The following is a 23,447-nucleotide window of genomic DNA, read 5'->3' as shown; positions in this document are numbered from 1 at the left end:
TTCAGCGGCTATGTGTTATCGTTTTGTGCAAGCAGTCCACTATATATATAGGGCATATGGGGATGAAAAATCACGCTTGTATTGCAATAGGCATCAATCAATATCAGTTACTCCAGCCTTTGAGTTATGCCCAAGAGGATGCAGAGGCATTGTACGGTTTTTTGACTGAGGATGCGGGTTTTGCGCCGGAGGGATGTCTGCTGATGACCGATAGCTCGCCGTCGCTGTGGGGTCAATCTACATATCCAAATCGGGAAAATATTCTGAGATTGACCCAAAGCCTCTGCGGGGAACATGTGCAAAAGGGAGATTTACTCTGGTGTTTTTTTAGCGGCTACGGTGTCAGCTATGAAGGTAAGGATTATTTGATGCCGATTGACGGCAATCCGGCTGACATTAAGGGTACGGGGATTCCGGTAGAGTTGCTGTTGAATACTCTGAAAAACGCTCCTACGGAAACGGTGTTGGTGCTGGTTGATATGAACCGCAGCCAGATTTTGAAAGCGGGGGAAACGATCGGCTCTCAAACGGTCGATCTGGCGCGGGAACTGGAAATCCCAACGGTGCTTTCTTGCCGCCCAAATCAAGTTTCGCGGGAAACTTCGGCTTTGCGTCAGGGGTTTTTTACGACGGCGCTTTTGGAGGGGCTACGCTCGGGACAGTGCATGACGATTAAGGGTTTAGACCGTTTTTTGAGCGATCGACTGCCGGAGCTGTGTGACCACCATTTGCGTCCGAAACAAGAACCTTTGATGGTGGTGAATCCTCCAGGAAAGGCTAATTTGGTGATTTTGCCCGATGTAGGGGTACCAACGGCTGCGTTGGCCGGACGCAACGGCAATATGACGGTTGGTACGGCTGATGGGTTAGATCGCCCGCAAATGGCGACGGCTAGGGATCGAATGGATCTGCCTCCTGCAGTTCGCAACGCTCAGGATTCGTCGGTTGAGATGCCGCCTGTGTCGCAGCCGAAGGCCGTGGTTCCTGCTGATGGGGGAGGCGATCGACCGAACTTGCAAAAGCCGGAGGATGAAGATAAAGGGGGGTCGGATAAGTCATTTTTGCAGCAGCTAGTTTTGTGGAGTTCCGCTACGGCTTTGGTGTTGCTGTTGGGTGTTTTTGTGACGAACAGATCAATTTTTATTGGTCAGCAGGAAGGAGATCCTCGATCGCCTGCTGAAAATGCCCAAAACTCTGGATCTCAACAATCTACTGGTACTGGGGGGTCTCAGAACCAACCGCGGGCGGTGCAAGCAGGGGCTGGAACCAAGCAGCCACCGTCGAGCCAGCAGGTGTGGGCTGAGGCGAAAACTTTCCTTAAGGATGGTTCGGCTTCTAGTTTTAATAAAGCGGTGGTTAAGGCTCGAACGATTCCGGCTAGCGATCCGCTCTACCCGCAGGCTCAGCAGGATATTGAGCGCTGGAGTTTAACGATTTTGGATATAGCTAACGGGCGGGCTGCTCGGGGCGATTTCCAGGGGGCGATCGGGGCGGCTAAATTAATGCCGGATGTCAATAAGCCTGTTTACAATCAGTCGAAACAGGCGATCGCTCAGTGGGAGGAGCTATCCAAAGACCAGGATGTAAATGCTGCTTTGCTATCGGCTGCTAAGGGTCAAATTAAGCGGGGGGTTGCCTCTTCTTACAGTAAAGGCATCCAGCAAGCTAATAAAATTGAGCCAGGTCAGCCGAAGTATGAAGAAGCTCAACAGTTAATTGGAGAGTGGAGCGAAAGTATTCTCAAAATTGCTCAGTTGCGTGGCTCTCAAGGAAAGCTGAAAGAGGCAGTTGAAGCTGCTTCGCTGGTGCCGTCGGGTACTAAGAGTTATCAGCCGGCTCAGAAGGATATCGCCAATTGGAAAACTAAGCTCCAACGCCAGCAGAAAAAAAGTTGATTTAGTTGATAATTTCTCGGTTTCCCACCGGGAAATTATTTTAGCGACTGACCAACATTAGTCGTTGGCTAGATCGATACCTCTTGATACTGAAAAAAGAGACCTACATATCGATAATTTAAAACCAATAATTTTATTCGCCATTTCCCCTCCCAGCTTCTGCGGGAGGGGTTTTTATCTGTTGGCTGGTCGGTGCGTTTTTGTATAGTGAAAGATATCGTATGAGCTGGTTAATGAGGGTTGCATAATAGGGGGATGATTTTAATGTTTTTTGTGATGGGGCCATGAGACCGAAGGCGTGTATTTTCACAGCAGGCGGGACGCCCAACCCTACTCCCCACAATAATCTTCAAATTTTGCAACGCCGATTAATTAATATTTTAAATTCACGTTTAGAGTTTCCTGAGCCGACTCCTCTACCGTCAAAAAATATTTTTCTAACAAAAAAGATGGCTATAAAGATAGTTAAAAAATGATAAATAAATCATGAATAAATAGCTTTTATTTGAAATTTAGAAAAAAATCAGTATGTTTAATTACTTGTGATTATCAGATTAAGTTATATTTTTTTAACTTAATTTAGTAAGAAGGTTTGCTACATATAATTGCTACCTAATGCAAATTAATCGGGCAAAATCGTCATAAAAATCGGCTATGCACAGTTAATTTTTTTTATCGATTTTGGTAGACTATTAGGAGCGATCGACGGATGGAAGACTGTTTAAACTTGTACTGTTTTTAAATTATGAACAGTGACCTATCTGTTATGAATTATACAAAATGAGCCGTTACTGACAATTCTCGCGGACGTGCGATCGCCCCCAATGAATTCAGGAAACATATTCACCGCCACACAGCACAAAATATCTGGATTCGCAAGCTGCGAGTCTTCGTTGGCCCGGAGATCACAAAGCTGCCTTAATTAACACAAATAAGGGCTTTGCAAGAAAATCCAAAAAATATTTCCTTGAGAAACAAGAATAAAAACTTGCTCGGTTATTGTAGCCCCGGTAACAACACGTATGCCTAAAGTTATAGTCCACAGCTAAGTCTACAGGACGAGCTAAATCAATAGGGTGATGTGGCAGTGTCGGGGTGTTAAGAGGGGCGATCGAATAGGAATGTTCCCGGAGCCATCGCTTCCCAATCGGGGAGTCTAAAACCTAGGAAGGCAAGGAGTTGGAGACAAGGCTGAACTTTTTGAGGTCAGGAAAGTAGCGTTAGCACTAAACTCTGCCGTATTGTGGAAATCGAGCCAAATTTGTAACAGTTCTTAACTATAAAGAATTCTGCCAAAACTGCTAGCATAGTGACACTTTTGCTAGCAAAAACAGATAAAGTAAATAAAGTTGGCTAGCTCTAGACGCGCCGATCCCCATCCTGGGGATGTTGAATCAATTTGATTCATACCAAGTGGTTTTAGAGTTACAATCGGAATCAAAGCATCGCTATTTAACTGAGTTCTTTACTTACTTTTACTTTCAGCTATGAACGTGGATTTTATCAAAGCCCAAGTCAGGTTGCTACAGGGTGCAAGTTCATCGGAGCGAGAAACCCTTATTAAAAACATCGGCGTCTGTGCTGGCGTGATCCGACCAGGAGAGTACGTGACTCCGCAACGGAAGCACGCTATTACTCTCTGGCTGCAAACAAATGCGGTTCGCCTCCGACTTCCCCAACTTCCTCTGGACTTATCAGGCCAAAAGCCTTAACAGGGAAGTAATCAAGAGGTAGCGACAGAATCAAAGAAATTAGTCAATCTTACCTAAAAGTGCGTTTTTATTGAGCTGTACAGGATCAATGAAACACGATGAAGATTGAAAAAATGTTTGTAGGGAAAGTTGGGCTCGAAAACACGCCTGTGGACAAGAAGCGGCCGACCGCCTTGGTAGAAGCAGGAAGTGAACGTCAAACCTGCTCTAAAAGTAGATTTGAGTAAGTTTCACAGAAAGGATTATTCTGCACAACTATAACCTGGGTTATTTGCTTTTAGATTTGAGATTCACGATGTAGCTGGTATTGGATAAATAGGCTATTTGTGGATCGCCTGAAAAATTATCCTATTCAATAGGTATAACTAATTACAGGGGCAGTCATTGAACTGCCCTTACTTTTGAACCAGATGCGAAACTGTTGCAAGTTACAATAAACGCATCTACTTGTAGATAGAGTTTATGTGAACTCTCGTGTAAGCAGCAGTGGCTCTATATTATTTGGTATGTTCGAGATGGGAGGGAGAGAAGGGGAGAGGGGGAGAGGATTGGACGACTTTTGATAGGGAATTAATATCATCAAACAGAACGAGTTATAGCAATCCTTGCAGGAGTCGTACCAAGATGTAGGGGATAGTACCTTTCTTTGCCTACCCTGGCCTCATGGGGCAACCACGGGGGGTTTGCCCCTACAAGAATGACACAAAGGATTTAGGATGGCTATATTACAATTCACTTGCTTTCTAATATATTTTTCCACAAAAATACTGTGAGCAAAAAACAAAAATTTCCTTATTTAGTTGGTTCCCGATGGACTTCACACCAAAAAACTTGGGGGTGGCGACACTTTCAAGTGGTCAACCGAAAAAACGAAGGTAAATGGGTATTTGCAGAAATGGTGGCGGCTTGCGATCCAAATGTGCGTTTTTGGCTGAACGCCGCACAGCTCAAAGACCGATCGCTCTGGCAAGCTGGATGGCAGTCTACGCAAGAATTAGAGGAATTAGAAACTGCCGACTAAAAGACAGGGCTGTGGGGTAGAGAGAGGGGAAGTTCCCTCGCCTGCTGCTATCGTTCCGATTCAAACCAATACGGAGTGACACTTTCCCGGTTTTGAAAAATCTTTTACATGACTACAAGTTCGGGAAACCCTTATGTAGCTGCGTTTTTGCTTCAGTAATTAGGTGGGAAAAATCATACAGCATATTCCATGTATATGTGGTAAACACAAGAAGAGCGATCGCCTGCTGTTTGGTGCGTCGCCACCCGTCAATCTGCCATATTTATCAAATATGAAGGAACGACACACCCTACCGATTAACTAAATTAAGCCAAATGACAGAAGCCGCCAGATAAATTCCATCTAAAAGTTTGCAGCGCGTTTGTCATCGCTCGGTACTGCTTGAGATTGACTAAGGTCGATCGTCCCATATTTCCAGCGGCACAGGGCGCAACCTTCCCGCTACTTCAACACTCGGCCAATTCGGATCAAAAGTCAAATTTTCCAACGTTCCATCGCTGTGAATTACAAACGTATCCTCAATTTTTGCTCCCGACAAACTCGGATTCCAAGCCACAGCCATATTTTCTGCCAAAATATCTGAAGTAGCCGGATTCGCAACAATTTCCCGCGCCAAATATCCGGTAGTTCCACCTTGATGGTGTTCCGCAATTGCTTGAGGATATCCGTGCTCTTCGTAAGCAGTTTTAAGGGTATCATAAACCGCATTCAGCGTTACTCCCGGCCGACAAAAATTGAGCGCCGCTGCTTCAATTTCTCTGACTTTTCGGTGCAACTCTGAATGCTTTTCGCCCAGAAAATCGAAACAGACAAATCTAGTTAAATTGGCATACAAACCCCATCCCCTCGCGCAAAATACTAACATTGCTTGTCGTCCAATTTGTTCGGCGGTTGCTGTGGCGTGGCGGTACAGTGGCAAACGCCTTTCTCCAGCAACTAATGTCAGGGCTGGATGCAAACCTCTCGCCCACAAAGCCTCTGCACCGGCTCCCGCTAGCTGATATTCTGTCCATGTGGGTTTGGCGGCGGAAAGTACCTCTGTCATCGCTTCGCTGGCTAAACGCCCGACTCGTCGGTATCGATCTAATTCGCTTGACATCATTGTCTGTTTGCGGGATTGTAAAGATGCGATTATTGGCGTTTCTTGGGAAGTTGGCCGATCGCTCATGACGTTACCGCCACCAGTAATTTGTTTGACAAAAGCTTCGCGCTGTGCAACATCAGCCCAAGGATAGATGTGCATTTGAAAGTTGGTTGGCAATTCTTCATCTTGCAAGCGTTGAGCTTCGATTTCATCGGTGAGAACCCAAGCGTTTTCGGCGGTAATTAAAAGTTCTGCAACTCCGGTTTCTGCGGTTAGCAATACTGTATGGGAACCGCCGGCTGTGGCCCAGGCAAACCAGTCTGTACCTCGCAAGCGAAGGGATCTCGCTTTTGTTTCGGTTAAGGCTTTGCGGATGAATTCGAGTTTGCTTTCAACTTCTGGGTTTAATGAGTTTATCATATAGGAAATAAGGAAGAAGGAAGAAGGAAGAAGTCAACTCCCCCTGCCCCAGAAGGGGGGAAGGAAGAAGGAAGAAGGAAGAAAATCACTGATTTTAGTTAACATTTGCTAAATCTAAAATCTACAATCTCTAAAATCTAAAATCTAAAATCTAAAATCTAAAATCGATAGATACTGCTTGCAATTCTTTAGCTTTTTCTTCGGGTAAAGCGTCGTTGGCAAACATTCCGGCGGCGAGTTCGGTTCCTGCTAGGTATTTTAAGCGATCGCTCGATCGATAGGGCGGATAAAATTGGGCGTGCAAATGCGCTTCTGGGTGGGGTTTCCCGTCGGTGGGCCCTTGAAACCAAGCCATCAAATAAGGGAAGGGGCGATGCCACAAACCGTCGTATTTGAGGGTGACTGTTTTTAAGGCCTTAGCGAGTGATTGCCGCTGTTTTTCCGTCAAATCGACAAATGTAGCAGCGGGGGCGATCGGGGCAATCCACACTTCGTAAGGGTAGCGAGCACAAGCGGGGACAAAGGCGATCGCCTCTTCGTCTAAATAAATAATTCGCTGGTTGTCGGAAATCTCTTTTTGAATCAAATCTTGCAGCAAACCGCTACCGTTTTTTTGATAGTAAACCGATTGACATTCTAACATCCGTGCGGGCACCGGGGGCACGAATGGATAAGCGTAAATTTGACCGTGGGGATGGTGCAAAGTTACTCCGACTTCGACGCCGCGATTTTCAAAGGGCAAGACGTATTCAATTTCGGGATTGCTGCCAATAACTGAAGTGCGATCGGCCCATACTTCTAACAATAATTCCAAATGAGATAACTCCAAAGAACCGAGGGAAGCCAGCGGATCTTGAGTGAAAACCACGACTTCGCAAATGCCTTTAGCTGGCAAAGTTTCGACAATATTTGCAGGTGCGTTTTTTGCTTGCAAAGTCAGCGAGGGAAAGCGGTTGTCAAACACTGCTACATCGTAATCTCCCGGCGGCAATTCTGTCGGAAACTTAGGGTTAATTGTAGCAGCCAGCGGGTTGTATTCCGGCGGCGGCATGAAAGTTCTTCCCTGACGGTGGCTGGCGTATGCTACCCATTCCCCCCGCAAAGGATGCCACCGAAAGTGCGGGTTTGCCTCTACGGGTTCATTGCTGGGACTTACGGCCGCGATACCTTTTGGGATTGGGTAGCGGCTGTACAGTGTGAGTGGGCGGCCGTCTGGTTTTAGCAATGTTTGGGCGTACATTTTTTGTAGGGGCGGGCGATCGCGTTTAATATATGTTAGGAGTATAACTTCGTGTTTTGAGAATCTGCCCCTACCTAAAGTCGCAAATTATTTTAACAAGTTTAGGAATGAGAATTAAATAACTTAGAATGCGTGATGGTTCTTGTGGGATGGGCGTCCCGCCCGTCCAGAAAGGCCGGACGGGACGCCAAACCCACTTTCATTGTGTAAATTATTTAATTCGCGATCCTTAGTTTGCAGTACCAACCTCAGCCGATCGTCTGCTATTGTAGAACGGGCTGGAGAGCTCGGATCGGGATTCAATTTAAATGCGTAGCAGCTTACGATCGCAATTCCCAATTACCCAGTATATTTATCGCTCGACCATTCGATCGAGCTTTTCCTTAACCAACAAGTCTAACAACGAGCGCAACACAAACAAGCCGCCGAATCCCGAAACCGCAAAAGCTGCGATCGCCCCCGTTTGATATCCGCCCACTAGCAGCACTGCACCCGACAAAAAGACAAAACCAGTCAAACAAGCGAAAATTAGAGTTTTCAGGGCTAAATTAATGCGTTTCAAGGCTCTTTCGCTCTCTAGATTTCGCACTCTAATTTGCAGTTCGCCCTCTTCAATTCGCTGCTCCAAACGGTTGAGATAAACTTGCGATTTGCTCGGCTGTCGTAACTTATATGTAATAAAACTTCGCGCTTGCCTTGCCAATTCTCCGATCGCATTTCCCCGCCCCTTGCTCACCGCAATACTCTTGACAAAAGGCTGAGCGGATGCTAGGAAATTATAGTCAGGGTCGAGAGTTCTAGCAATGCCGTCGAGAGTCGTGACTGACTTGACAATAAACATCATTTCTGCAGGCAAGCGAAACGGTTGCTGCTCAAACATGATGTAAAGTTCGTTCTTAATTTCATTAAAAGCTTGAAAGTCGATCGGCTTATCAATAAACTTATCCAACAGGAAAGCAATCAGCCTGCGTACCGGCATCATATCCGGCATCCGCTCAACTAAGCCGATCGTAATTAAAGTATTGAGTACCTCGTCAGTATCCTTTCTCATCACAGCAAAAAAAGTCTTGACCATTTGGTCTTTAGCCAGAGACTTCACCTCCGCCATCATCCCAAAATCATAAAAAATCAAGCTACCATCTTCTGTCACCGCCAAATTTCCCGGATGGGGGTCAGCTTGAAAAAAACCGTCAATTAACAACTGTTTCAAATAACAGCAAATTCCAAGTTGATTGAGCTTCACAATATCGACTCCAATCGCCTCTAAACTAATGCGATCGTCCACCTTAATGCCGGGTGCGTATTCTAGAGTCAGCACTTTTTTAGTAGTGTATTGCCAGTAGACTTTGGGGACAATAATCTGAGGATATTCTCGAAAATTCTGGCTAAAGCGATCGGAATTTTTACCTTCTTGCAGGTAGTCAATTTCTTGATATAAAATCTTAAAAAACTCGTGATAAATAGATTCCAGGTCATATTTGCGCGTCCCAGGCAAATAGCGATCGCAAAAACGCATCACTTGGCGCACCGCCTTCACATCCAAATCAAATAAACTTTCCAAACCCGGACGCTGCACCTTTACAATCACATCTTCCCCGGTGTGCAGCCTTGCTTTGTGCACCTGTCCCAGACTCGCAGCAGCCAGAGGCGACGGGTCAAAATCGCGGTACAAAGCATAAATATCCTTGCCTAACTCTGATTCTACAAGAGCGATCGCCTCTTCGGAACTAAACTGAGGAACCCGATCTTGCAACTGTTCGAGTTCCTTGACATACTCAAGCGGCAGCAAATCTGCGCGAGTCGAGAGAGACTGGCCGATTTTAATAAAAGTCGGGCCTAAATTCAGCAAAGTATTGACCAACCAATGAGCGCGAATTCTTCTAGTTTGAGGCGAATTATTTTGCAGCAGTGCGTCCCACCACAAAAAAAACATAAACTTTCCCGCCGCTGCAAAAATGTCTATTTGCCGTGCCAGTGGCGAATATTTAGAACGTTGCCAACGCAGGGTTTTAGGTGCAGCTTTTGTGAGCATAATATTGGCGATCGAATTCCATGCACCGTGACAATTTTTAGGGGACAATCCAGGACGCAGAAACCGGCTTGTACGAAAAGACGGGTTGCAGGCCTTTGAAACAGTTAAAAAACTCAGTTTCTTTGGTCTATACTGCGTAATATCATCTCCGGCTATACAATTATAATTAAGTTCATAGTAAGTAATGCCAGTCCTGATTAATTAATAAATAGAGGACAGTCGTACTCACTAAAAACACGCGCTAATTACTGCCCAATAACCAGACATAATATCAGTCCTGGGTAAAATCAGCAATCGAGAACCGGCAATTTAGACAGCAACCAAACAAACAATTCAAAACAGAGGACTTGGTAGTGTTTACAACATTTCCAAATCTCCCTCTTCTGGCAAGTCTTGTCGTTTCGCCTGTTCGCGGCCAATTAAGAGCAGCTTTTCAACCGAACTATTCTTCTACATTACAGAGTTCCGCTGCAAATAGCGGCAGAGTCAGAGTAAAAGATGTGCGCCACAAATTGTCAGCTTCTAAACTTTCTGCCGGACAGCTAGATACATCAATAGTACCATTCAAGTGCTGCACTAAACACTTTACCAGAGCCAGCCCCAAACCCGTACCGGCGATAGCTTGGTCAGTAATGCCAGTGCCACGGCGGAACTTCTCAAAGATGTGGGGCAAATCAGCCGCAGAAATGCCACGCCCGAAATTAGAAAGGCTCAGGACAATATAACCGACTGCCTCAGACACTTCCAAAACTACCGCCGTTCCAGAAGCAGAGTATTTTCCAGCATTCGTCAGCAGTTCCAGCAGTACCCGATTGAGAATGTCCGGGTCAGTTTCCCAGCAAGGGGTCAATTTGGGCAAATCCACCTTAAGAGTCAATTGCTTATCCGCCCACTGTTTTTCAAAATCCCTAACTAAATCTTGAAATAAACGGTTGAGATCGATTTTGATTAGAGAAATTGGGACTTGCTGAGGCTCAAACTGCTTGAGGGCCAGCAAATCGTTAACCAGAGCAGTTTCCTTAGAACACTGCTGTTCTAGAATGTCGAGATACTTAGTCCGATTCGCTGACGGCTGTTCAGCTTGTTTGAGCATCAGAATCGCCAGCTTCATGATTGTTAAAGGGGTACGCAACTCGTGACTCAGAGTGCTGAGAAACTCGTCTTTAACCACCTTCAATTTCCGCATTTGCTCTAGCTGATTGGCAGATTGTTCGTACAGTTTCCCCTGCACGTCGAGACTTTGCTGCAACTGAGCGTTTCTGTCTAAGACTACGGTTTGCAATTCCTTAAGCGTTTGAGTTTGGATCATCATCTTGCTCGCTTGAGCGCTGACTGATTCGAGAACTTCTAGTTCTTCCGGGTTCCAAGTGCGCGGCTTCGAGTGCTGCAAAACCAAGAAACCCAAAACTGTTTCGTGGCAGCTACCGCCCGTGATGGGAACCAGCAGCAAGCCGCGAATGCCTTGGAGTTTCAAAATTTCTGTGGCTACTTCTTGTTCTTTGGCGATTAATTCGCCTGCATCAGCGAGGGCTAGGGGTCGGGGCGCACTGTGGAATGCTTGGTGGCACAAATTAGATTCTGATAGCCAAAAACCTGGATAGTTATTTGGTTTTGAGTTGGGAATTTTGGCTGGGGAATTAGCAGTTTTATCCTTGTTTTTTCTTCTGGATGTTGAGCTTTTTTTTCCGACTGCGCTTTGTGTTATTGCCTGTTTATTTGGATCTTTTTTTACAACCGATTCGCAAACTAATTCGACTTTCGCTTTGGGAGTTTGATTGGGGGAGCGAGTTGTAAATAGAGGATCTGTATATTTCAATAGGAGGATTTGGCCTCTATCTACTTCCATGGTATCGACGGTATTTTGAATAACTTGCTGCAATATTCGATCGACTTCTGAATTGGTGCCGATCGAGGCAGCAACTGACTTGAGTAGATTTTTGTATTTAGCTTGTCGCTGTAACTGTTCGTTTAAGCTGGCAATTTCTTGAGTTTTTTGAAGGTGAGAAATCGCGCTGCCGATCGCGTCTGATGCTGCTTCCAGGCGCTGCAGATCGGCTACCGACCACTCGTAAGGTTGCGACTTACCAACAATTATCATGCCATTTACAGTCCCTCCAAATCGCGCAGGCCCTGCCAAAATTGCCCGAAAAGGCAGCGGAGTCACAGGGGAATTGGGCGATGAAGCTGCCGGAATATCAAGATAGTCGGATATCACCACTATCTCTCCGTTTGCTAGGACGTTTGCCCAAGCGGGATGTTCGAGTGATATGCTAGGCGGTTTTAATCCTGTAGTTTGGGGGTGTTCCGGTGTTGGAGTCGAATCGGCAACATCGGCAACATAAGGGAGATTGCTCCAATTTTGCCAGTAAGCGTTCGGATGTACTACTTTCTGGTCAACCACAGCAGTAACCAAACAGAAATCTGCCCGCCATGCAGCCCCCAAAGTATTGGCTATTTGCAGCAGCAGGAGTTCTCGATCAAAGCTGGTGGCGAGAATTTGGCAAATTTGTCGCCCGAGAAGGGCAGGATCGACCTGGTACTGCATAAGACGATCCAGAAATTTTGGGACTGAGACTGATTCTGCGATTTGCGGTAAATGCAATGTGCAAGACTCTGACGGCGATCTGTCGATCAAAGTAAAGTCTTGATTTCTCTGGCGATCGATCATGGCAACCAAGCCTTTATTCTAAGATGTTTGAGCCGACTACCGCTGCAACAAATATAGAACCTCTCCATAACTGTCGGCTTAACCATTATGAGTCTGCTTTCTGTGTTTGTGGAGCCGATCGGCGGGTGACTCGATATGTAAAAATATACCCAGATATGACCGAGTTCTATTTTCCTGTTTTCTACGCTTGGATCTGTACGGGATGAACTTTGCCATCCTTGACCGGATGATTATCAATCCCATTCCCCTAATTTTGACCCCCTCGCATCCAGGATACCCGCCACGTGATTCATCCGTCCAAAAATCAAAAACCTGTATCCGATGAAACTTGCCCCCCGAATTTATCCGTGGGGTCAATCTAAAATCTAAAATCTAAAATCGATTGACGGTTATTAGTAGTATGAATCTTTTCTAGAGACCGCTTAGTGACACCCATCTTCTCACTGTGTGATGTTTCCTATTTAAGTTTGTGATACTAGCAAATTTTTATTGTGATACAAATCCGCCGATCTAGTAACGCCGATCGCAAAAATTCAAAATCCCCAAATTATCACTCATAACGCCGGCTGAGAGTTTCCGAGTTTTGACTCAAAAACTCATTTTTCACAACACCTAGAGCAGCGCGGCGAACTCTCTTGTTAAATTTATTTATTTTGTGCTTCCTGTTGGGCTTTATCGCTATTTTGGCGATAAAGTGCCGTCCGGTTCTGAGCTGTGGTATAGCGGGGATGTTTGGAAGGCACGGCTGCCATCAAATCGGAAGCTTGCTGCCACTTAGCAGCTACGACTAACCAATCCTCGCGAGATTGAGCGGTTTTGCCCTCGGTGGCTGCTTGTTCGGCTACTCGCACTGCTTGTGCAAAAGAGTCACCAGCAGAATTAACAGTCTCCTTAGAAATTTTCACAGCAGGTTTTGCCTCCGAGGGAGGAGCACTGGCAACTGCTTGGGTGCTGGCTTGTGTAGTGTTTGGCACTTGGGAATTAAGTCCTTTGTAGATGGCGGCCGCTGCAGCGAGCAACAGCACGCTCAAGCTGATGCCGCCGACGATACCGCGCTGAAATTGTCGCGGTTGCTGCATCGATCGAGGTATAGCCATTCTTGGCAAAGCCCGCTTGCCTCCCACAGCTTGTCGTTCGTGATGGGCTGTGGCTAAACGCTTGAACAAATTCGGCTTTCGGAGTTTAATTTCTTGAGACCACAACAGTTGATTTTCGGGATCGCGGCTAATTTCTTCCAGCCACAGCAGTTGGTGTTCTCGGACAAGCCGGCTGTTGATGTTGACTCGGCGAATATTGTGGGGCGAAATGCGTTCCAAAATTGCTCGGACTCGATCGACCAAACTAGACTCTTCGAGCAATTGGGGCGTTGCAGCTTCGCACAGCAGTTGCAACACCCCGTCTGCAAACACAGCTCGGGCCCTGACCCCTACCTGTGCCAGTTCGTCATTAAGGATTTGAATAATCGATGCAACCGAGCCCTCGCGAGCTTGTCGAGCAATGTCATCTATTGGATTTGCCATAAAACTATGTTGACGCTTAGCAACTGTTAATTGTTAACCCAAAGTCTCGGATCTAATTTTTATTCATACAGGTTATCACTGACACTGCCAGGTTAAAATGAACAGATGCAAATCTTGCATACCGATCCACTTAAAATTATCACCACAGCATCGAGCGAGGCTAACAGGAAATAAACTATGGGTAAAGTAATTAGCGGTCAAATTTTTGTTGTAGACGACAACATCGATACAGATCAAATTATCCCTGCCGAATACCTGACCCTGGTACCCTCGAAGCCGGATGAGTACGAGAAACTAGGCAGTTACGCGATGATTGGGTTGCCCGATCGCTACGGTAAGTTTATCGAATCCGGCGAACAGAAAACCCGGTATCCGATTATCATAGCGGGCGAAAATTTTGGCTGCGGTTCTTCGCGGGAGCACGCTCCGATCGCTCTGGGGGCTGCAGGTGTCACAGCGGTGGTAGCTTTGTCTTACGCGCGCATTTTCTTTCGCAATTGCTCGGCTACTGGCGAATTGTACCCGATCGAATCAGTCGAGCGGCTCTGCGACTTGTTTGTAACCGGTCAAGAAGTGACGATCGACTTTACAGCAGAGGTAATTGTCAACCACACTCTCGATCGAACTTTCTCGCTCAAACCGTTAGGAGAAGTAGGGCCAGTAATAGATGCCGGAGGGTTGTTTGACTACGCGCGCCAAACCGGAATGATTGCGGCTCGCTCTTAACTTTTAAACCCCCTGCAATGTCAGGGCTGTTTCGGGGCAACCACGGGGAGTAGGGGTCGGATTGCCCCTACAGAAAACGATGATTTTGACTCTTGTAGTGCTACCCCTACTCCCCGTGCCTACCCTCCCCATCCACGATTTGCTCGTGTTTCAGAGATTGGGGCAGCCACGGGGGGCTGCCCCTACAAGATAATGAAACAGCTCTGCCTGCAATGTAAGGTGCACGCCTGGGCGCACCTTACGAATATCTCCCTCCTCAAACCCCTGCAATGTGGGGTGAGTGCCAATTTTCTCAAATCGAGTCAATAAAATTCAATAAAATACGCTGGTGAGCAATCCCAAAAGGTCGCACATCTCCTGACTGCTCAGAAAAGCATTTGCCGATCCGAATCTGCTGGGGTGTCAACAACTTCATATCCCAACCCTCAAGCAAAACTAAATCCTTGACATCCGCACTAAGTTGTGCATAAAAAACGTGGCGAACAACATCTTTTTCGACATCACAACAGAAAAAAGAAACACTTGCAGGAGCATAACTAATTTCTTCTTTCAATTCTCGCAAGACAGCCACTTCCGCAGTTTCCCCCGGTTCCAAGTGTCCGCCAAACAAAGCCCAATGTCCGGGATACCTGATATGAGGAATATCGTCTCGCAACTGACAGAGAAACTTGCCGTCTTGGTACAAAATCGCGATCGCAACGTGAATTTTAGTCATTTGTTAAAAAGCAGAAAGAAGGAAGAAGGAAGAAGGAATAAATTGCTGTAGGGGCGGGTTCACCAACATCTGTAAAACCCACCAAAAATCTAGGTAAACCCGCCCCGACCATAATATTATGGTTAATGAACTTTGAGGATAAATAAACAGATCCAAATCGCCCAAGCGCAACTATAAACCTTTGATTTTTATGAAATAGAATCACTTAATGAAATCAATTATAGCGGTTCTCAAGCGTGGTGAAATATGGGGGCGAACCCTATGCCCACGGCTCCCTATGACCACCTCATGTTACTGAGAAAGGCTATAGCATCTTCCTATTTTTATTTAGTTGCCGCTGGAGTGCGCTTTAATTGTTCCATTTCCTCAACATAAACTTCACCTAAATCTTTTCCGGCCAAATCCTTCAGAGTAATACTCTTGTAGCGGACTTCTCCCTTCAGCAATACTTCATCGCCAAGCTGGGGCAACTCTTGCTTGGTTAAAATCCAAATACTGCCAGTACCATCCTCAAGTTGATAAGCCGCAGTCCCCACAAACGGAGCGCGATTTTCCACCTTTCCCCGGAGATAAACTTCACCATCGACTTGTCGCTTTTGTTGAATGTCGCCAATGCTAGCAACATTAAAACCAAGATTAAGTTGAGACATGGGTAAATTGCCGCAACTGAAAAAACCGCTGGCGAGGATTAGCGACAAAGAGCTGGTACAGAATCTTTGAACCCAAACTTGCTTAATTGCAGTAGTCATTGTCAACTGATTTGAGATGTGAGATACGACTTACTTTAACAGAATCCCCAGAATCGATCGCAAGTAAGAAATTTCTCTAGTGTAGTCCTTGGCGGGGATTAAGCTAAAATCTAAAATCATCAGCCCCTAACCCAGAGTCTACAATGGATGCCAAAACTGCTCAAATACTAGATGGCAAAGCTTTAGCGACAAAGATTCAAAGCGAGCTGAGCGATCGAGTCCGCGCCCTACAACCCAAAAAGGGTCGTCCTCCGGGACTTGCGGTGCTGATGGTAGGGGACAACCCAGCTAGCGCAGCCTATGTTCGCAATAAAGAGCGAGCCTGCGCTAAAGTTGGGATAGCTTCCTTCGGCCAGCATTACCCAGCCAACGCTACTCAAGCCGAACTAGAACTTGCAATTCGTGCACTCAACCAGGACGATCGAGTAGACGGCATTTTAGTTCAATTACCGCTACCAGAACACTTAGATGCAATTTCGCTGCTGTACCAAATTGCCCCCGATAAAGATGCTGACGGACTTCACCCTGTAAATTTAGGCCGTCTCGTGCGCGGGGAGGAAGGTTTGCGGAGTTGTACTCCCGCCGGAGTGATGCGGTTATTGCAGGAATACCAGATTGATTTGAAAGGAAAAAATGCCGTTGTTTTGGGCCGCAGTATTTTGGTAGGAAAACCGATGGCGCTGATGCTGTTAGAAGCCGATTGTACTGTTACTGTAGCTCATTCGCGATCGCAAAACTTAGAATCTATTACCAATCAAGCCGATATTTTAATAGCCGCAGTCGGCCGCACAGAAATGATTACAGCTAATATGGTCAAACCTGGATCAGTAGTAATTGATGTCGGTATTAACCGCGTCGTCAATCCAGACGGTACGAGTCGTTTAGCCGGAGATGTAGATTTTAATGCTGTTAAAACAGTAGCCGAATTTATCACGCCGGTGCCGGGAGGAATCGGGCCGATGACTGTTGCTATGCTTTTGGAAAATACCGTTTCGAGTTACAGTATCAAGTAGTCATTAGTCATGACAAATGCACCTAACGTAGGGTGCGTCGCTGCTGAAATTTTCGATCGTATTTGAAGATTTGCGATCGCGACGCGCCCTACAGTTTGACAGCAACAACGCGAATTCGGCGGTAATCTGCAATCCAATTACCATCGCGGTACAGCGCCGATCGCAAACGTTCTTCAACTGCTTTAATTACGTGCGATTCCCTACGGGATAGCTTCGCTTCACGCACATCCTCAGACAACCCCGACAAAAACCCGCCAGCAAACATCTCAATCCAATTTACCATACCCGCGCTGCCACCTTCTAGGGGAGTCGGACGATCGAACAAAACCGCATAACCCACCTCAAAACCCTGCTTTTCCAGAAGCCCAGCATACTCGCCAATACTCGGAAAATACCAAGGATTAAGCGCTTCAGGCTCCTGGCAGCCAATTTCTGACAAAACACTCAAAATTGCCCGGACGATCGCCCCCACGTTCCCCTTACCCCCAAACTCAGCCACAAAACGCCCTCCCGGCTTCAGCGCTTTTTGCACACAATTAATCACAGCATCCGGCTGTTTAATCCAGTGCAAAACCGCATTAGAAAACACAGCATCTAACGGCTCTTCTACTTGAAAAATACTCGCATCTGCGGCCGCGAAGTTAATGTGAGGATAGTTAACTTTTGCCGTGGAAATCATCGACAAAGAGGAATCAATACCTTGTACAAAAGCACCCCTTTGAGCAATCTTTTCAGTTAACTGTCCCGTACCGCAGCCCAAATCCAGAATTTGTTCACCAGCCTTCGGATATAGTAACTCCAAAAGCGATTCGCCGTACTGCCAAACAAAAGCATGATTTTTCTCATAAAGAGCTGTATTCCAAAAATTTTGTGCCATGATAAATATCCTAAATCTGTCTTCTCTTTCTCTGTCTTCTCTTTCTCTGTGTTCTCTGTGTTCTCTGCGGTTAACAAAAAAACCTTCTTCACAAAACCAATCAAATTATTTGTTAGCTAGTTGGGCGATCGCACTTCCCTCGATTCGGCAAACCCTAATATTTTCCAAAATCCGCGCTCCCTGCTTTTCATAAAAAGCAATACCAGGCGCATTGCCAGTATTAACAGTCCATTCAATCCGCCCGCAATTTGTGGACTCAGCAATTTGTGCCAAATACTTTAACAGCGCTGTCCCGACTCCCATACCGCGAAAATGAGCTTGCACAAATAAATCATCAAGCCAAAGGCAAGGCTGCGCCAAAAGACTTGAATAGGAAGCATAAAACATCGCAAACCCTACCGCTGTGTCGGCAACTTCCGCCAACAATACTCGCACTAGCGGAGGCTGGAAAAACAACGTTTGCTGCAATTTATCTGCTGTTGCTTCTAAAAGATGTGGAACTCCATCGAATTCTGATTTTTGCGAAATAAAAGCAAGAATTAATTCCAAATCTGCCAGCTCTGCTTCTCTAATTTTGATATCCAAATTAGCCATTGTTTAATTCTCAATGTCGCCTATTAATCACTGTATGAAACATCATCATTAATGTCCAATATATGTTTAACTAACCACTTATACTTTTAAAATATAAATGATTGAGGAGCTATGGAACTTCGGCATTTGCGTTATTTCATTGCAGTTGCAGAGGAATTGAATTTCACTCGTGCAGCCGAAAAACTGCATATTGCCCAACCACCGCTGAGTCAACAAATCCAGCATTTAGAGGCAGAGTTGGGGTTTCAACTGTTTCGCCGCACCAAGCGGACGGTGCATTTAACGGCTGCGGGACAGGTTTTTTTCGAGGAAGCCGGGAAAATTCTGCAGCAAGTCGATCGAGCAATTCAACTCGGCAGACAAACCAGTCGGGGCGAACTCGGCCAACTGACGATCGGCTTTGTGAGTTCTGCTGCACACAACGTGGTTCCAGCGATTTTACAGGCGTTTCGCACTCGGTGTCCCGCCGTCAAGCTCGAACTGCACGAACAGACAACAAACGAACAGTTGCAGCGGTTGCGGTTCGGGCAAATTGATATCGGCTTCGTGCGCCCTCCGGTTGAGGAAGATGGGATAAATTCTGAAATCGTTTTTCGAGAACCGCTGATCGTGGCACTGCCAGAAACGCATCCGGCGGCCGATCGCACGCATCTTGAATTACGCGAACTTTCCACGGAACCGTTCATCCTATTTCCGCGTTCCCAGGCTGCGGGATTGTACGATGCGATCGTCAGTCTTTGTCAACAAGCAGGTTTTAGCCCGATCGCGGCTCAAGAAGCAATTCAAATGCAAACCATTGTGAGTCTGGTAGCCGCCGAGATGGGAGTGGCGATCGTCCCGGCGTCGATGCAAAATTTCCAGCGCAGCGGGGTTGTTTACAAAGCGTTACCAGAATCAACCTGCATTGTGGCGATCGCTCTAATTTGGCGCAGCGATCCAACGGCGGCGGTGCAACGGTTTTTGGAAGTCGCCAGACACATTAGCAGATTTGAGATTTGAGATTTGAGATTGTAAATTTTAGATTGACTGGTAATTTGACAAACTTATCAAAACTCAAAGATTTTCTGTGCAACAACACCCGTAGAATGATTAATTGATGCTCGGAGTTCGAGCAACTACTGCCGTAAAAGTCAGCACGATGCGACCCCAACGGCTCACAATATCCCATATAAATATTAAGTACAAGAGAGCAAGGGATGGTATTGGCAACAGAAATGGGTTCGTCCCAACCGGAATCCTCTTTCGATTTATCTACTTATCTAGTCAAGCGAAAAGAGGCGATCGAGGTAGCTCTCGACAGTGCACTGCCGGTCATCTACCCAGAGAAAATTTACGAAGCAATGCGCTACTCGCTGCTAGCGGGGGGCAAGCGCCTGCGTCCGATCCTGTGTCTGGCTAGCTGCGAACTGGCCGGCGGCACTACATCTATGGCAATTCCGACAGCTTGCGCTTTGGAAATGATCCACACGATGTCGCTGATCCACGACGATTTGCCGGCAATGGACAATGACGACTACCGGCGCGGCAAACTGACGAACCACAAAGTCTACGGCGAGGATATCGCCATTTTGGCTGGCGATGGTTTGTTGACCTATGCTTTTGAATTTATCGCCACTAAAACTGAGAACGTACCCCCCCAACAGGTGTTGCAGACGATCGCCCATTTAGCGCGGGCATCGGGTGCTGCTGGACTCGTAGGCGGTCAAGTGGTTGATTTGGAATCGGAAGGAAAGACAGATGTTTCTCTGGAAACTTTGAATTACATTCACGCTCACAAAACAGGCGCGCTGTTAGAGGCCTGCGTAGTTTGTGGGGCAATTCTGGCTGGGGCTTCGGCTGCGGATTTGCAGCGGCTGTCTCGTTTCGCTCAAAATATTGGGTTGGCTTTCCAGATCATTGACGACATTCTGGATATTACTGCTACCCAAGAAGAACTGGGCAAAACTGCTGGCAAAGATGTTCAAGCAGGGAAAGTCACTTATCCGAGTTTGTGGGGAATTGAGGAGTCTCGGCGCCAAGCTTCGCAGCTTGTTGCTGATGCTAAGGCTCAATTGGCAGTGTTTGGGAGCAAAGCTCTACCGCTGCTGGCGATCGCCGATTATATTACCAGCCGCAGTAACTAGAAATACTAAACACTATGCAGGAAATTTGCAGCGGCATTTTAAACAATCATGTACTCGTGGTTGCTTTGATCGCTTGTCTGGCGGCTCAGATCATGAAGTTGCCGATCGAGTTGGTCAAAAATCGCAAGTTTAATCTTCAGTATTTGGTAACAACGGGGGGAATGCCCAGCGCTCACTCGTCTTTTGTGGGCGCTTTGGCTGCTGAAGTCGGACAAACGATGGGATGGGAAAGTCCGGACTTTGCGATCGCTGCGATCTTTGCAATTATTGTCATGTACGACGCAGCAGGCGTCCGCCAAGCAGCAGGCAAGCAAGCTCGCATCCTCAACCAAATTATTGACGAGTTTTTTGAGGAAGATCACAACCTTAATGAGGCTCGCCTGAAAGAGTTGCTGGGACACACTCCTTTTCAAGTGCTTGTCGGTTTGGGGCTGGGAATCACTATTGCTTGGATCGCAGGGCCTGCATATTAGTTAACTGTTAACTGTTAACTTTTAACTTTTAACTTTTAACTTTTAAGTATTAGTTGTTGACTGTTAACTGTTAACTAATCACTACTGACCGAATTCTGCTTGCAGAATATCGTCGTTGTCATCGGCGATAGTGGCGACAATAGTGATAGCACGAGAAATTTCTCCGGTCGAGATTTCGGCGATCGTCCGAGTCGATATTACCGCAACTTGATTGTCAACAATGGCAAAATGAGATTCCAAAGTAGACAGCCAATTCATTTCTAGAAGTTTCCGCATTAATTGAGCTTCATTCTTCGCAGGCAACTGCAGTACAAAAGCCCAAACAGTCAAAGTATCATCTTCGGTTTCGCCGGTGAGTTGCACGAACACTTCAACACTGCCGTACTTAAACTTCCAAAGATGTCCGCCAGCTTCACTTTGACCGACCATCACTTTTTGGTCTACAGCCATGCTGGCGATGACAGTTTCAATTTCTTCTGCATAGGTGACGGCTGTGGCTTTTTCGACCTGCTCGGAGGCGATCGCGCTTTCCCTCGATAGGCTTTCTGCGGAAGCTGTTTGTATGTTCGGCTCGCTGGTAGTCATGATTATATTTAGATGGAAAACTATTCCAATAATCAGTTTACTTGCTATGTTCTTCAGATTGTAAATTTTAAATCTTAAAGCTCCGTCCAGAGTAACTTGTTCCTAGGCTCTGCCTGGGAACCGATGTCCAGAGGCTCCGCCTCGCTTAACTACGAAAACTTGAGGCAGAGCATCTGGATCTGCGTTACCAGGATCTGCCTGGTAACGAGTACAAATTATGACTTTAAATAACTGGTTCCGAGGCTAGGCCTGGGAACCAGTAGATCTCGCTTGTTTGCGGAGGCAGACGCAAGTTTGACTTGGAAAGCGGTTTCAATCAGGTTCGCGATCGTTTTTAAGCCTTGGGCTTAGTCGCCGCCGGCTTCTTCTCAATGGTATTCAAGCCGTTGAGGAACATGGGCACCAATTTCTCCATAAATGCCTGCGGGTCGCGGTTCCAGGCGCGCTGAGCTACATCTACTCTGGTCATTTGTAGATCCGGGGCCAGCAGGGTTCTGGGCAAGCGTTCCATCAGGTATTGCGGGCGTTCCCACATCGGCATGGTATTGGCAATATCCACAAGGCGGGTGACGCGGCGGAGTTCTGCCCCCAGCATGATATCCATTCCCGATTCAAAAGCTGCTTGTTCGATCGCCACATACTTGCGCTTTGCCTGTTCCACCTTCTGGCGGTGTTCCGGGCTTTTGTCGGCGATTTGGGCCAGCCAGCGGTTGCCCCAGCGGACGTGACCAGCTTCTTCGGGAAAAATCTTTTCGATTGTTTCGCGGATTTTGACGTTTTCTGCGGTTTGGGGAGCCTGTTTGAGGGCGTGGATGTGCGCTGAGAAATACTCGCAGCCCCGCTTCTCGGTGACGTTAATCGCGGCGAGGGAAGAAATTACGAAGTCTTCGCGGTTTGTGGTGGGGTCTTGTTGTTCGCTGTCATACAACCTTTCAAATTCGTCAATGTAGGAGACTCCCGGCGGCGTTCCCACATTTTGGCCGAGGTCTACCAGCAAGTCGGTGAGCCACATAGCGTGTCGCGCTTCGTCGGAAATGTGCCGGGAGAGGTCGCGCACGAGTTCGGCTGGTTCCCCGTTTAGCTGTTCGATCACCTCGGTGAGGTCTTTGCAACTGCGCTGTTCGCTGTAGCGGTAGCGGTTGAGGGTGATCAGGTGAATTTCGCGATCGCGCACTACATTAGCTAAAATTTCGCGCGCTCCCATTGCGTTGCGAAGCTTGCGGGGATAGGCAACAGTCATGGTTTTATGTTGTTTTGTAAAGATACTTGTATAAGTGTAACGCAGTTTTTGCAACAACCAATTACCTCGCAAGGGTGAAAGTTGTTGTTTAGCACGGACATTCAATTTTATACAGACAATTTTTTTACTAGCTCAACAAATGACAATAGTTTTGAGTTGCGAGCCATACCATTTTAGATTTTAGATTTTAGATTAAAAATGACTCCTGACTATCAGGGTTGGGAGCTTTTATACAGTTAGATTATTTTTTTAAACTGCTATCACGCAAGGGTTGCGCGGATCACACAAAGCAACCTCATACACTCAAAAGTTTTCAGTTTCCGTCGAGTCTGAAACCTCCACACTAGCAGACTCTTGTTGAAATTTTCGCGCCTCTTCTACTTCCAACCTAGCCAGAGTTGTCGCCACATCGGCTAACTGTAAAGCCAGATTCATCCGACAAATCGGGTTTTTTTCCCTCCAGAGGTCTTTTGCCAAGAAATGCACTCGATAGCGAAACATTTTAATTGAATTTGGCGGAGTAACTTTCACGGTCATAGTCTTTCTTCGGTTGAAGTTTGAATGCGGAGCAACACCCGTTCTAGCTCCAAGTAAACAAATGTCAGCATGATTACTTTATCTTCATCGGTGATTGTAACACTACAGGTTGCCGATCGAGGTTCAACGCCTTCGTGCCTGACAACTAAGTAGGTCGGCGGGAAAATCCATAAGTATGTAACAAAATATTAAGTCGGGTGACTGGACTTGAATTTAATACGTT

At 46.5% G+C, this 23,447-nt stretch carries 20 protein-coding genes; 8 read left to right on the top strand and 12 right to left on the bottom strand.

The genetic code is table 11. The features are described from left to right. Window positions 1–62 precede the first annotated feature (62 nt). The 3 genes from QUB26_RS24080 (at window position 63) to QUB26_RS24070 (ending at window position 4,628) form a co-directional block, all read left to right on the top strand. Entirely contained in the window at window positions 63–1,895 is a 1,833-nt protein-coding gene (locus QUB26_RS24080) for a peptidase C14 (RefSeq protein ID WP_333245440.1), read from the top strand. 1,487 nt (window positions 1,896–3,382) lie between these two features. Next, complete coding sequence (locus QUB26_RS24075) at window positions 3,383–3,607, top strand: hypothetical protein (RefSeq protein WP_006635912.1); 225 nt, start codon at window positions 3,383–3,385, stop codon at window positions 3,605–3,607. 769 nt (window positions 3,608–4,376) lie between these two features. Next, on the top strand, window positions 4,377–4,628 hold the full coding sequence (locus QUB26_RS24070; protein WP_242725377.1) for a TIGR02450 family Trp-rich protein: 252 nt from the start codon (window positions 4,377–4,379) through the stop codon (window positions 4,626–4,628). A gap of 391 nt (window positions 4,629–5,019) precedes the next feature. On the opposite strand, the gene QUB26_RS24065 is transcribed toward QUB26_RS24070, so the two are convergent. The 5 genes from QUB26_RS24065 to QUB26_RS24045 all read right to left on the bottom strand — a co-directional run bounded on the left by QUB26_RS24065 (window position 5,020) and on the right by QUB26_RS24045 (window position 13,592). Beyond that, window positions 5,020–6,132, bottom strand: a complete 1,113-nt coding sequence (locus QUB26_RS24065; protein WP_333245437.1) for a M24 family metallopeptidase — start codon at window positions 6,130–6,132, stop codon at window positions 5,020–5,022. Window positions 6,133–6,283: 151 nt separating this feature from the next. Beyond that, window positions 6,284–7,372, bottom strand: a complete 1,089-nt coding sequence (gene galT, locus QUB26_RS24060; protein WP_333245434.1) for a galactose-1-phosphate uridylyltransferase — start codon at window positions 7,370–7,372, stop codon at window positions 6,284–6,286. A 352-nt stretch (window positions 7,373–7,724) separates the two neighbouring features. After that, window positions 7,725–9,404: an AarF/ABC1/UbiB kinase family protein gene (locus QUB26_RS24055; RefSeq protein ID WP_333245451.1), complete on the bottom strand. Its 1,680-nt coding sequence runs from the start codon at window positions 9,402–9,404 to the stop codon at window positions 7,725–7,727. A 442-nt stretch (window positions 9,405–9,846) separates the two neighbouring features. Beyond that, complete coding sequence (locus QUB26_RS24050; RefSeq protein WP_333245431.1) at window positions 9,847–11,949, bottom strand: ATP-binding protein; 2,103 nt, start codon at window positions 11,947–11,949, stop codon at window positions 9,847–9,849. Window positions 11,950–12,716: 767 nt separating this feature from the next. Next, window positions 12,717–13,592 carry a hypothetical protein gene (locus QUB26_RS24045; protein WP_333245429.1) on the bottom strand — a complete coding sequence of 292 codons (876 nt, stop codon included), beginning with the start codon at window positions 13,590–13,592 and terminating at the stop codon, window positions 12,717–12,719. A 177-nt stretch (window positions 13,593–13,769) separates the two neighbouring features. On the opposite strand from QUB26_RS24045, the gene QUB26_RS24040 reads away from it, so the two are divergent. Beyond that, a complete protein-coding gene (locus QUB26_RS24040; RefSeq protein WP_333042404.1) occupies window positions 13,770–14,318 on the top strand; it encodes a LeuD/DmdB family oxidoreductase small subunit in 549 nt (182 codons plus the stop codon). 292 nt (window positions 14,319–14,610) lie between these two features. Here QUB26_RS24040 and QUB26_RS24035 read toward each other — a convergent pair whose 3' ends face one another. Continuing rightward, window positions 14,611–15,033, bottom strand: a complete 423-nt coding sequence (locus QUB26_RS24035) for an NUDIX hydrolase (protein WP_333245426.1) — start codon at window positions 15,031–15,033, stop codon at window positions 14,611–14,613. A gap of 323 nt (window positions 15,034–15,356) precedes the next feature. Beyond that, window positions 15,357–15,782: a DNA-binding protein gene (locus tag QUB26_RS24030; RefSeq protein ID WP_333233209.1), complete on the bottom strand. Its 426-nt coding sequence runs from the start codon at window positions 15,780–15,782 to the stop codon at window positions 15,357–15,359. A gap of 143 nt (window positions 15,783–15,925) precedes the next feature. On the opposite strand from QUB26_RS24030, the gene folD reads away from it, so the two are divergent. Further along, window positions 15,926–16,795: a bifunctional methylenetetrahydrofolate dehydrogenase/methenyltetrahydrofolate cyclohydrolase FolD gene (gene folD, locus QUB26_RS24025; protein WP_333245423.1), complete on the top strand. Its 870-nt coding sequence runs from the start codon at window positions 15,926–15,928 to the stop codon at window positions 16,793–16,795. An 88-nt stretch (window positions 16,796–16,883) separates the two neighbouring features. On the opposite strand, the gene QUB26_RS24020 is transcribed toward folD, so the two are convergent. Further along, entirely contained in the window at window positions 16,884–17,672 is a 789-nt protein-coding gene (locus QUB26_RS24020; protein ID WP_333245420.1) for a methyltransferase domain-containing protein, read from the bottom strand. A 105-nt stretch (window positions 17,673–17,777) separates the two neighbouring features. Further along, entirely contained in the window at window positions 17,778–18,266 is a 489-nt protein-coding gene (locus QUB26_RS24015; RefSeq protein WP_333245417.1) for a GNAT family N-acetyltransferase, read from the bottom strand. Window positions 18,267–18,377: 111 nt separating this feature from the next. Here QUB26_RS24015 and QUB26_RS24010 point away from each other — a divergent pair, with 111 nt between their 5' ends. The 3 genes from QUB26_RS24010 (at window position 18,378) to QUB26_RS24000 (ending at window position 20,862) form a co-directional block, all read left to right on the top strand. Beyond that, window positions 18,378–19,265: a LysR family transcriptional regulator gene (locus QUB26_RS24010; RefSeq protein WP_333245414.1), complete on the top strand. Its 888-nt coding sequence runs from the start codon at window positions 18,378–18,380 to the stop codon at window positions 19,263–19,265. A gap of 197 nt (window positions 19,266–19,462) precedes the next feature. Then, window positions 19,463–20,389 carry a geranylgeranyl diphosphate synthase CrtE gene (gene crtE, locus QUB26_RS24005; protein WP_333057663.1) on the top strand — a complete coding sequence of 309 codons (927 nt, stop codon included), beginning with the start codon at window positions 19,463–19,465 and terminating at the stop codon, window positions 20,387–20,389. Window positions 20,390–20,403: 14 nt separating this feature from the next. Further along, window positions 20,404–20,862: a divergent PAP2 family protein gene (locus QUB26_RS24000; RefSeq protein WP_333057662.1), complete on the top strand. Its 459-nt coding sequence runs from the start codon at window positions 20,404–20,406 to the stop codon at window positions 20,860–20,862. A gap of 81 nt (window positions 20,863–20,943) precedes the next feature. On the opposite strand, the gene QUB26_RS23995 is transcribed toward QUB26_RS24000, so the two are convergent. From QUB26_RS23995 to QUB26_RS23985, 3 genes are all read right to left on the bottom strand, one after another. Beyond that, complete coding sequence (locus QUB26_RS23995; RefSeq protein WP_333057661.1) at window positions 20,944–21,447, bottom strand: YbjN domain-containing protein; 504 nt, start codon at window positions 21,445–21,447, stop codon at window positions 20,944–20,946. A 334-nt stretch (window positions 21,448–21,781) separates the two neighbouring features. Further along, window positions 21,782–22,687: a ferritin-like domain-containing protein gene (locus tag QUB26_RS23990; protein ID WP_333057660.1), complete on the bottom strand. Its 906-nt coding sequence runs from the start codon at window positions 22,685–22,687 to the stop codon at window positions 21,782–21,784. 303 nt (window positions 22,688–22,990) lie between these two features. Continuing rightward, window positions 22,991–23,224 carry a hypothetical protein gene (locus tag QUB26_RS23985; protein WP_333245411.1) on the bottom strand — a complete coding sequence of 78 codons (234 nt, stop codon included), beginning with the start codon at window positions 23,222–23,224 and terminating at the stop codon, window positions 22,991–22,993. Between the last annotated feature and the right edge of the window lie 223 nt (window positions 23,225–23,447).

The sequence above is a fragment of the Microcoleus sp. B4-C1 genome (genome assembly GCF_036705285.1).
Taxonomy (GTDB): domain Bacteria; phylum Cyanobacteriota; class Cyanobacteriia; order Cyanobacteriales; family Microcoleaceae; genus Microcoleus.
This window is presented reverse-complemented; position numbering and strand designations above follow the sequence as displayed.

Excerpts from the sequence above, each read along its gene's own strand:
- crtE (WP_333057663.1), top strand. The coding sequence starts at position 19,463 with ATGGTATTGGCAACAGAAATGGGTTCGTCCCAACCGGAATCCTCTTTC.
- QUB26_RS24000 (WP_333057662.1), top strand. The coding sequence starts at position 20,404 with ATGCAGGAAATTTGCAGCGGCATTTTAAACAATCATGTACTCGTGGTT.
- QUB26_RS24035 (WP_333245426.1), bottom strand. The coding sequence starts at position 15,033 with ATGACTAAAATTCACGTTGCGATCGCGATTTTGTACCAAGACGGCAAG.
- QUB26_RS24045 (WP_333245429.1), bottom strand. The coding sequence starts at position 13,592 with ATGGCAAATCCAATAGATGACATTGCTCGACAAGCTCGCGAGGGCTCG.
- QUB26_RS24055 (WP_333245451.1), bottom strand. The coding sequence starts at position 9,404 with ATGCTCACAAAAGCTGCACCTAAAACCCTGCGTTGGCAACGTTCTAAA.
- QUB26_RS24015 (WP_333245417.1), bottom strand. The coding sequence starts at position 18,266 with ATGGCTAATTTGGATATCAAAATTAGAGAAGCAGAGCTGGCAGATTTG.
- QUB26_RS23985 (WP_333245411.1), bottom strand. The coding sequence starts at position 23,224 with ATGACCGTGAAAGTTACTCCGCCAAATTCAATTAAAATGTTTCGCTAT.
- QUB26_RS24020 (WP_333245420.1), bottom strand. The coding sequence starts at position 17,672 with ATGGCACAAAATTTTTGGAATACAGCTCTTTATGAGAAAAATCATGCT.
- QUB26_RS24010 (WP_333245414.1), top strand. The coding sequence starts at position 18,378 with ATGGAACTTCGGCATTTGCGTTATTTCATTGCAGTTGCAGAGGAATTG.
- galT (WP_333245434.1), bottom strand. The coding sequence starts at position 7,372 with ATGTACGCCCAAACATTGCTAAAACCAGACGGCCGCCCACTCACACTG.
- QUB26_RS23995 (WP_333057661.1), bottom strand. The coding sequence starts at position 21,447 with ATGACTACCAGCGAGCCGAACATACAAACAGCTTCCGCAGAAAGCCTA.
- QUB26_RS24030 (WP_333233209.1), bottom strand. The coding sequence starts at position 15,782 with ATGACTACTGCAATTAAGCAAGTTTGGGTTCAAAGATTCTGTACCAGC.
- folD (WP_333245423.1), top strand. The coding sequence starts at position 15,926 with ATGGATGCCAAAACTGCTCAAATACTAGATGGCAAAGCTTTAGCGACA.
- QUB26_RS23990 (WP_333057660.1), bottom strand. The coding sequence starts at position 22,687 with ATGACTGTTGCCTATCCCCGCAAGCTTCGCAACGCAATGGGAGCGCGC.
- QUB26_RS24080 (WP_333245440.1), top strand. The coding sequence starts at position 63 with ATGAAAAATCACGCTTGTATTGCAATAGGCATCAATCAATATCAGTTA.
- QUB26_RS24065 (WP_333245437.1), bottom strand. The coding sequence starts at position 6,132 with ATGATAAACTCATTAAACCCAGAAGTTGAAAGCAAACTCGAATTCATC.
- QUB26_RS24040 (WP_333042404.1), top strand. The coding sequence starts at position 13,770 with ATGGGTAAAGTAATTAGCGGTCAAATTTTTGTTGTAGACGACAACATC.
- QUB26_RS24075 (WP_006635912.1), top strand. The coding sequence starts at position 3,383 with ATGAACGTGGATTTTATCAAAGCCCAAGTCAGGTTGCTACAGGGTGCA.
- QUB26_RS24050 (WP_333245431.1), bottom strand. The coding sequence starts at position 11,949 with ATGCAGTACCAGGTCGATCCTGCCCTTCTCGGGCGACAAATTTGCCAA.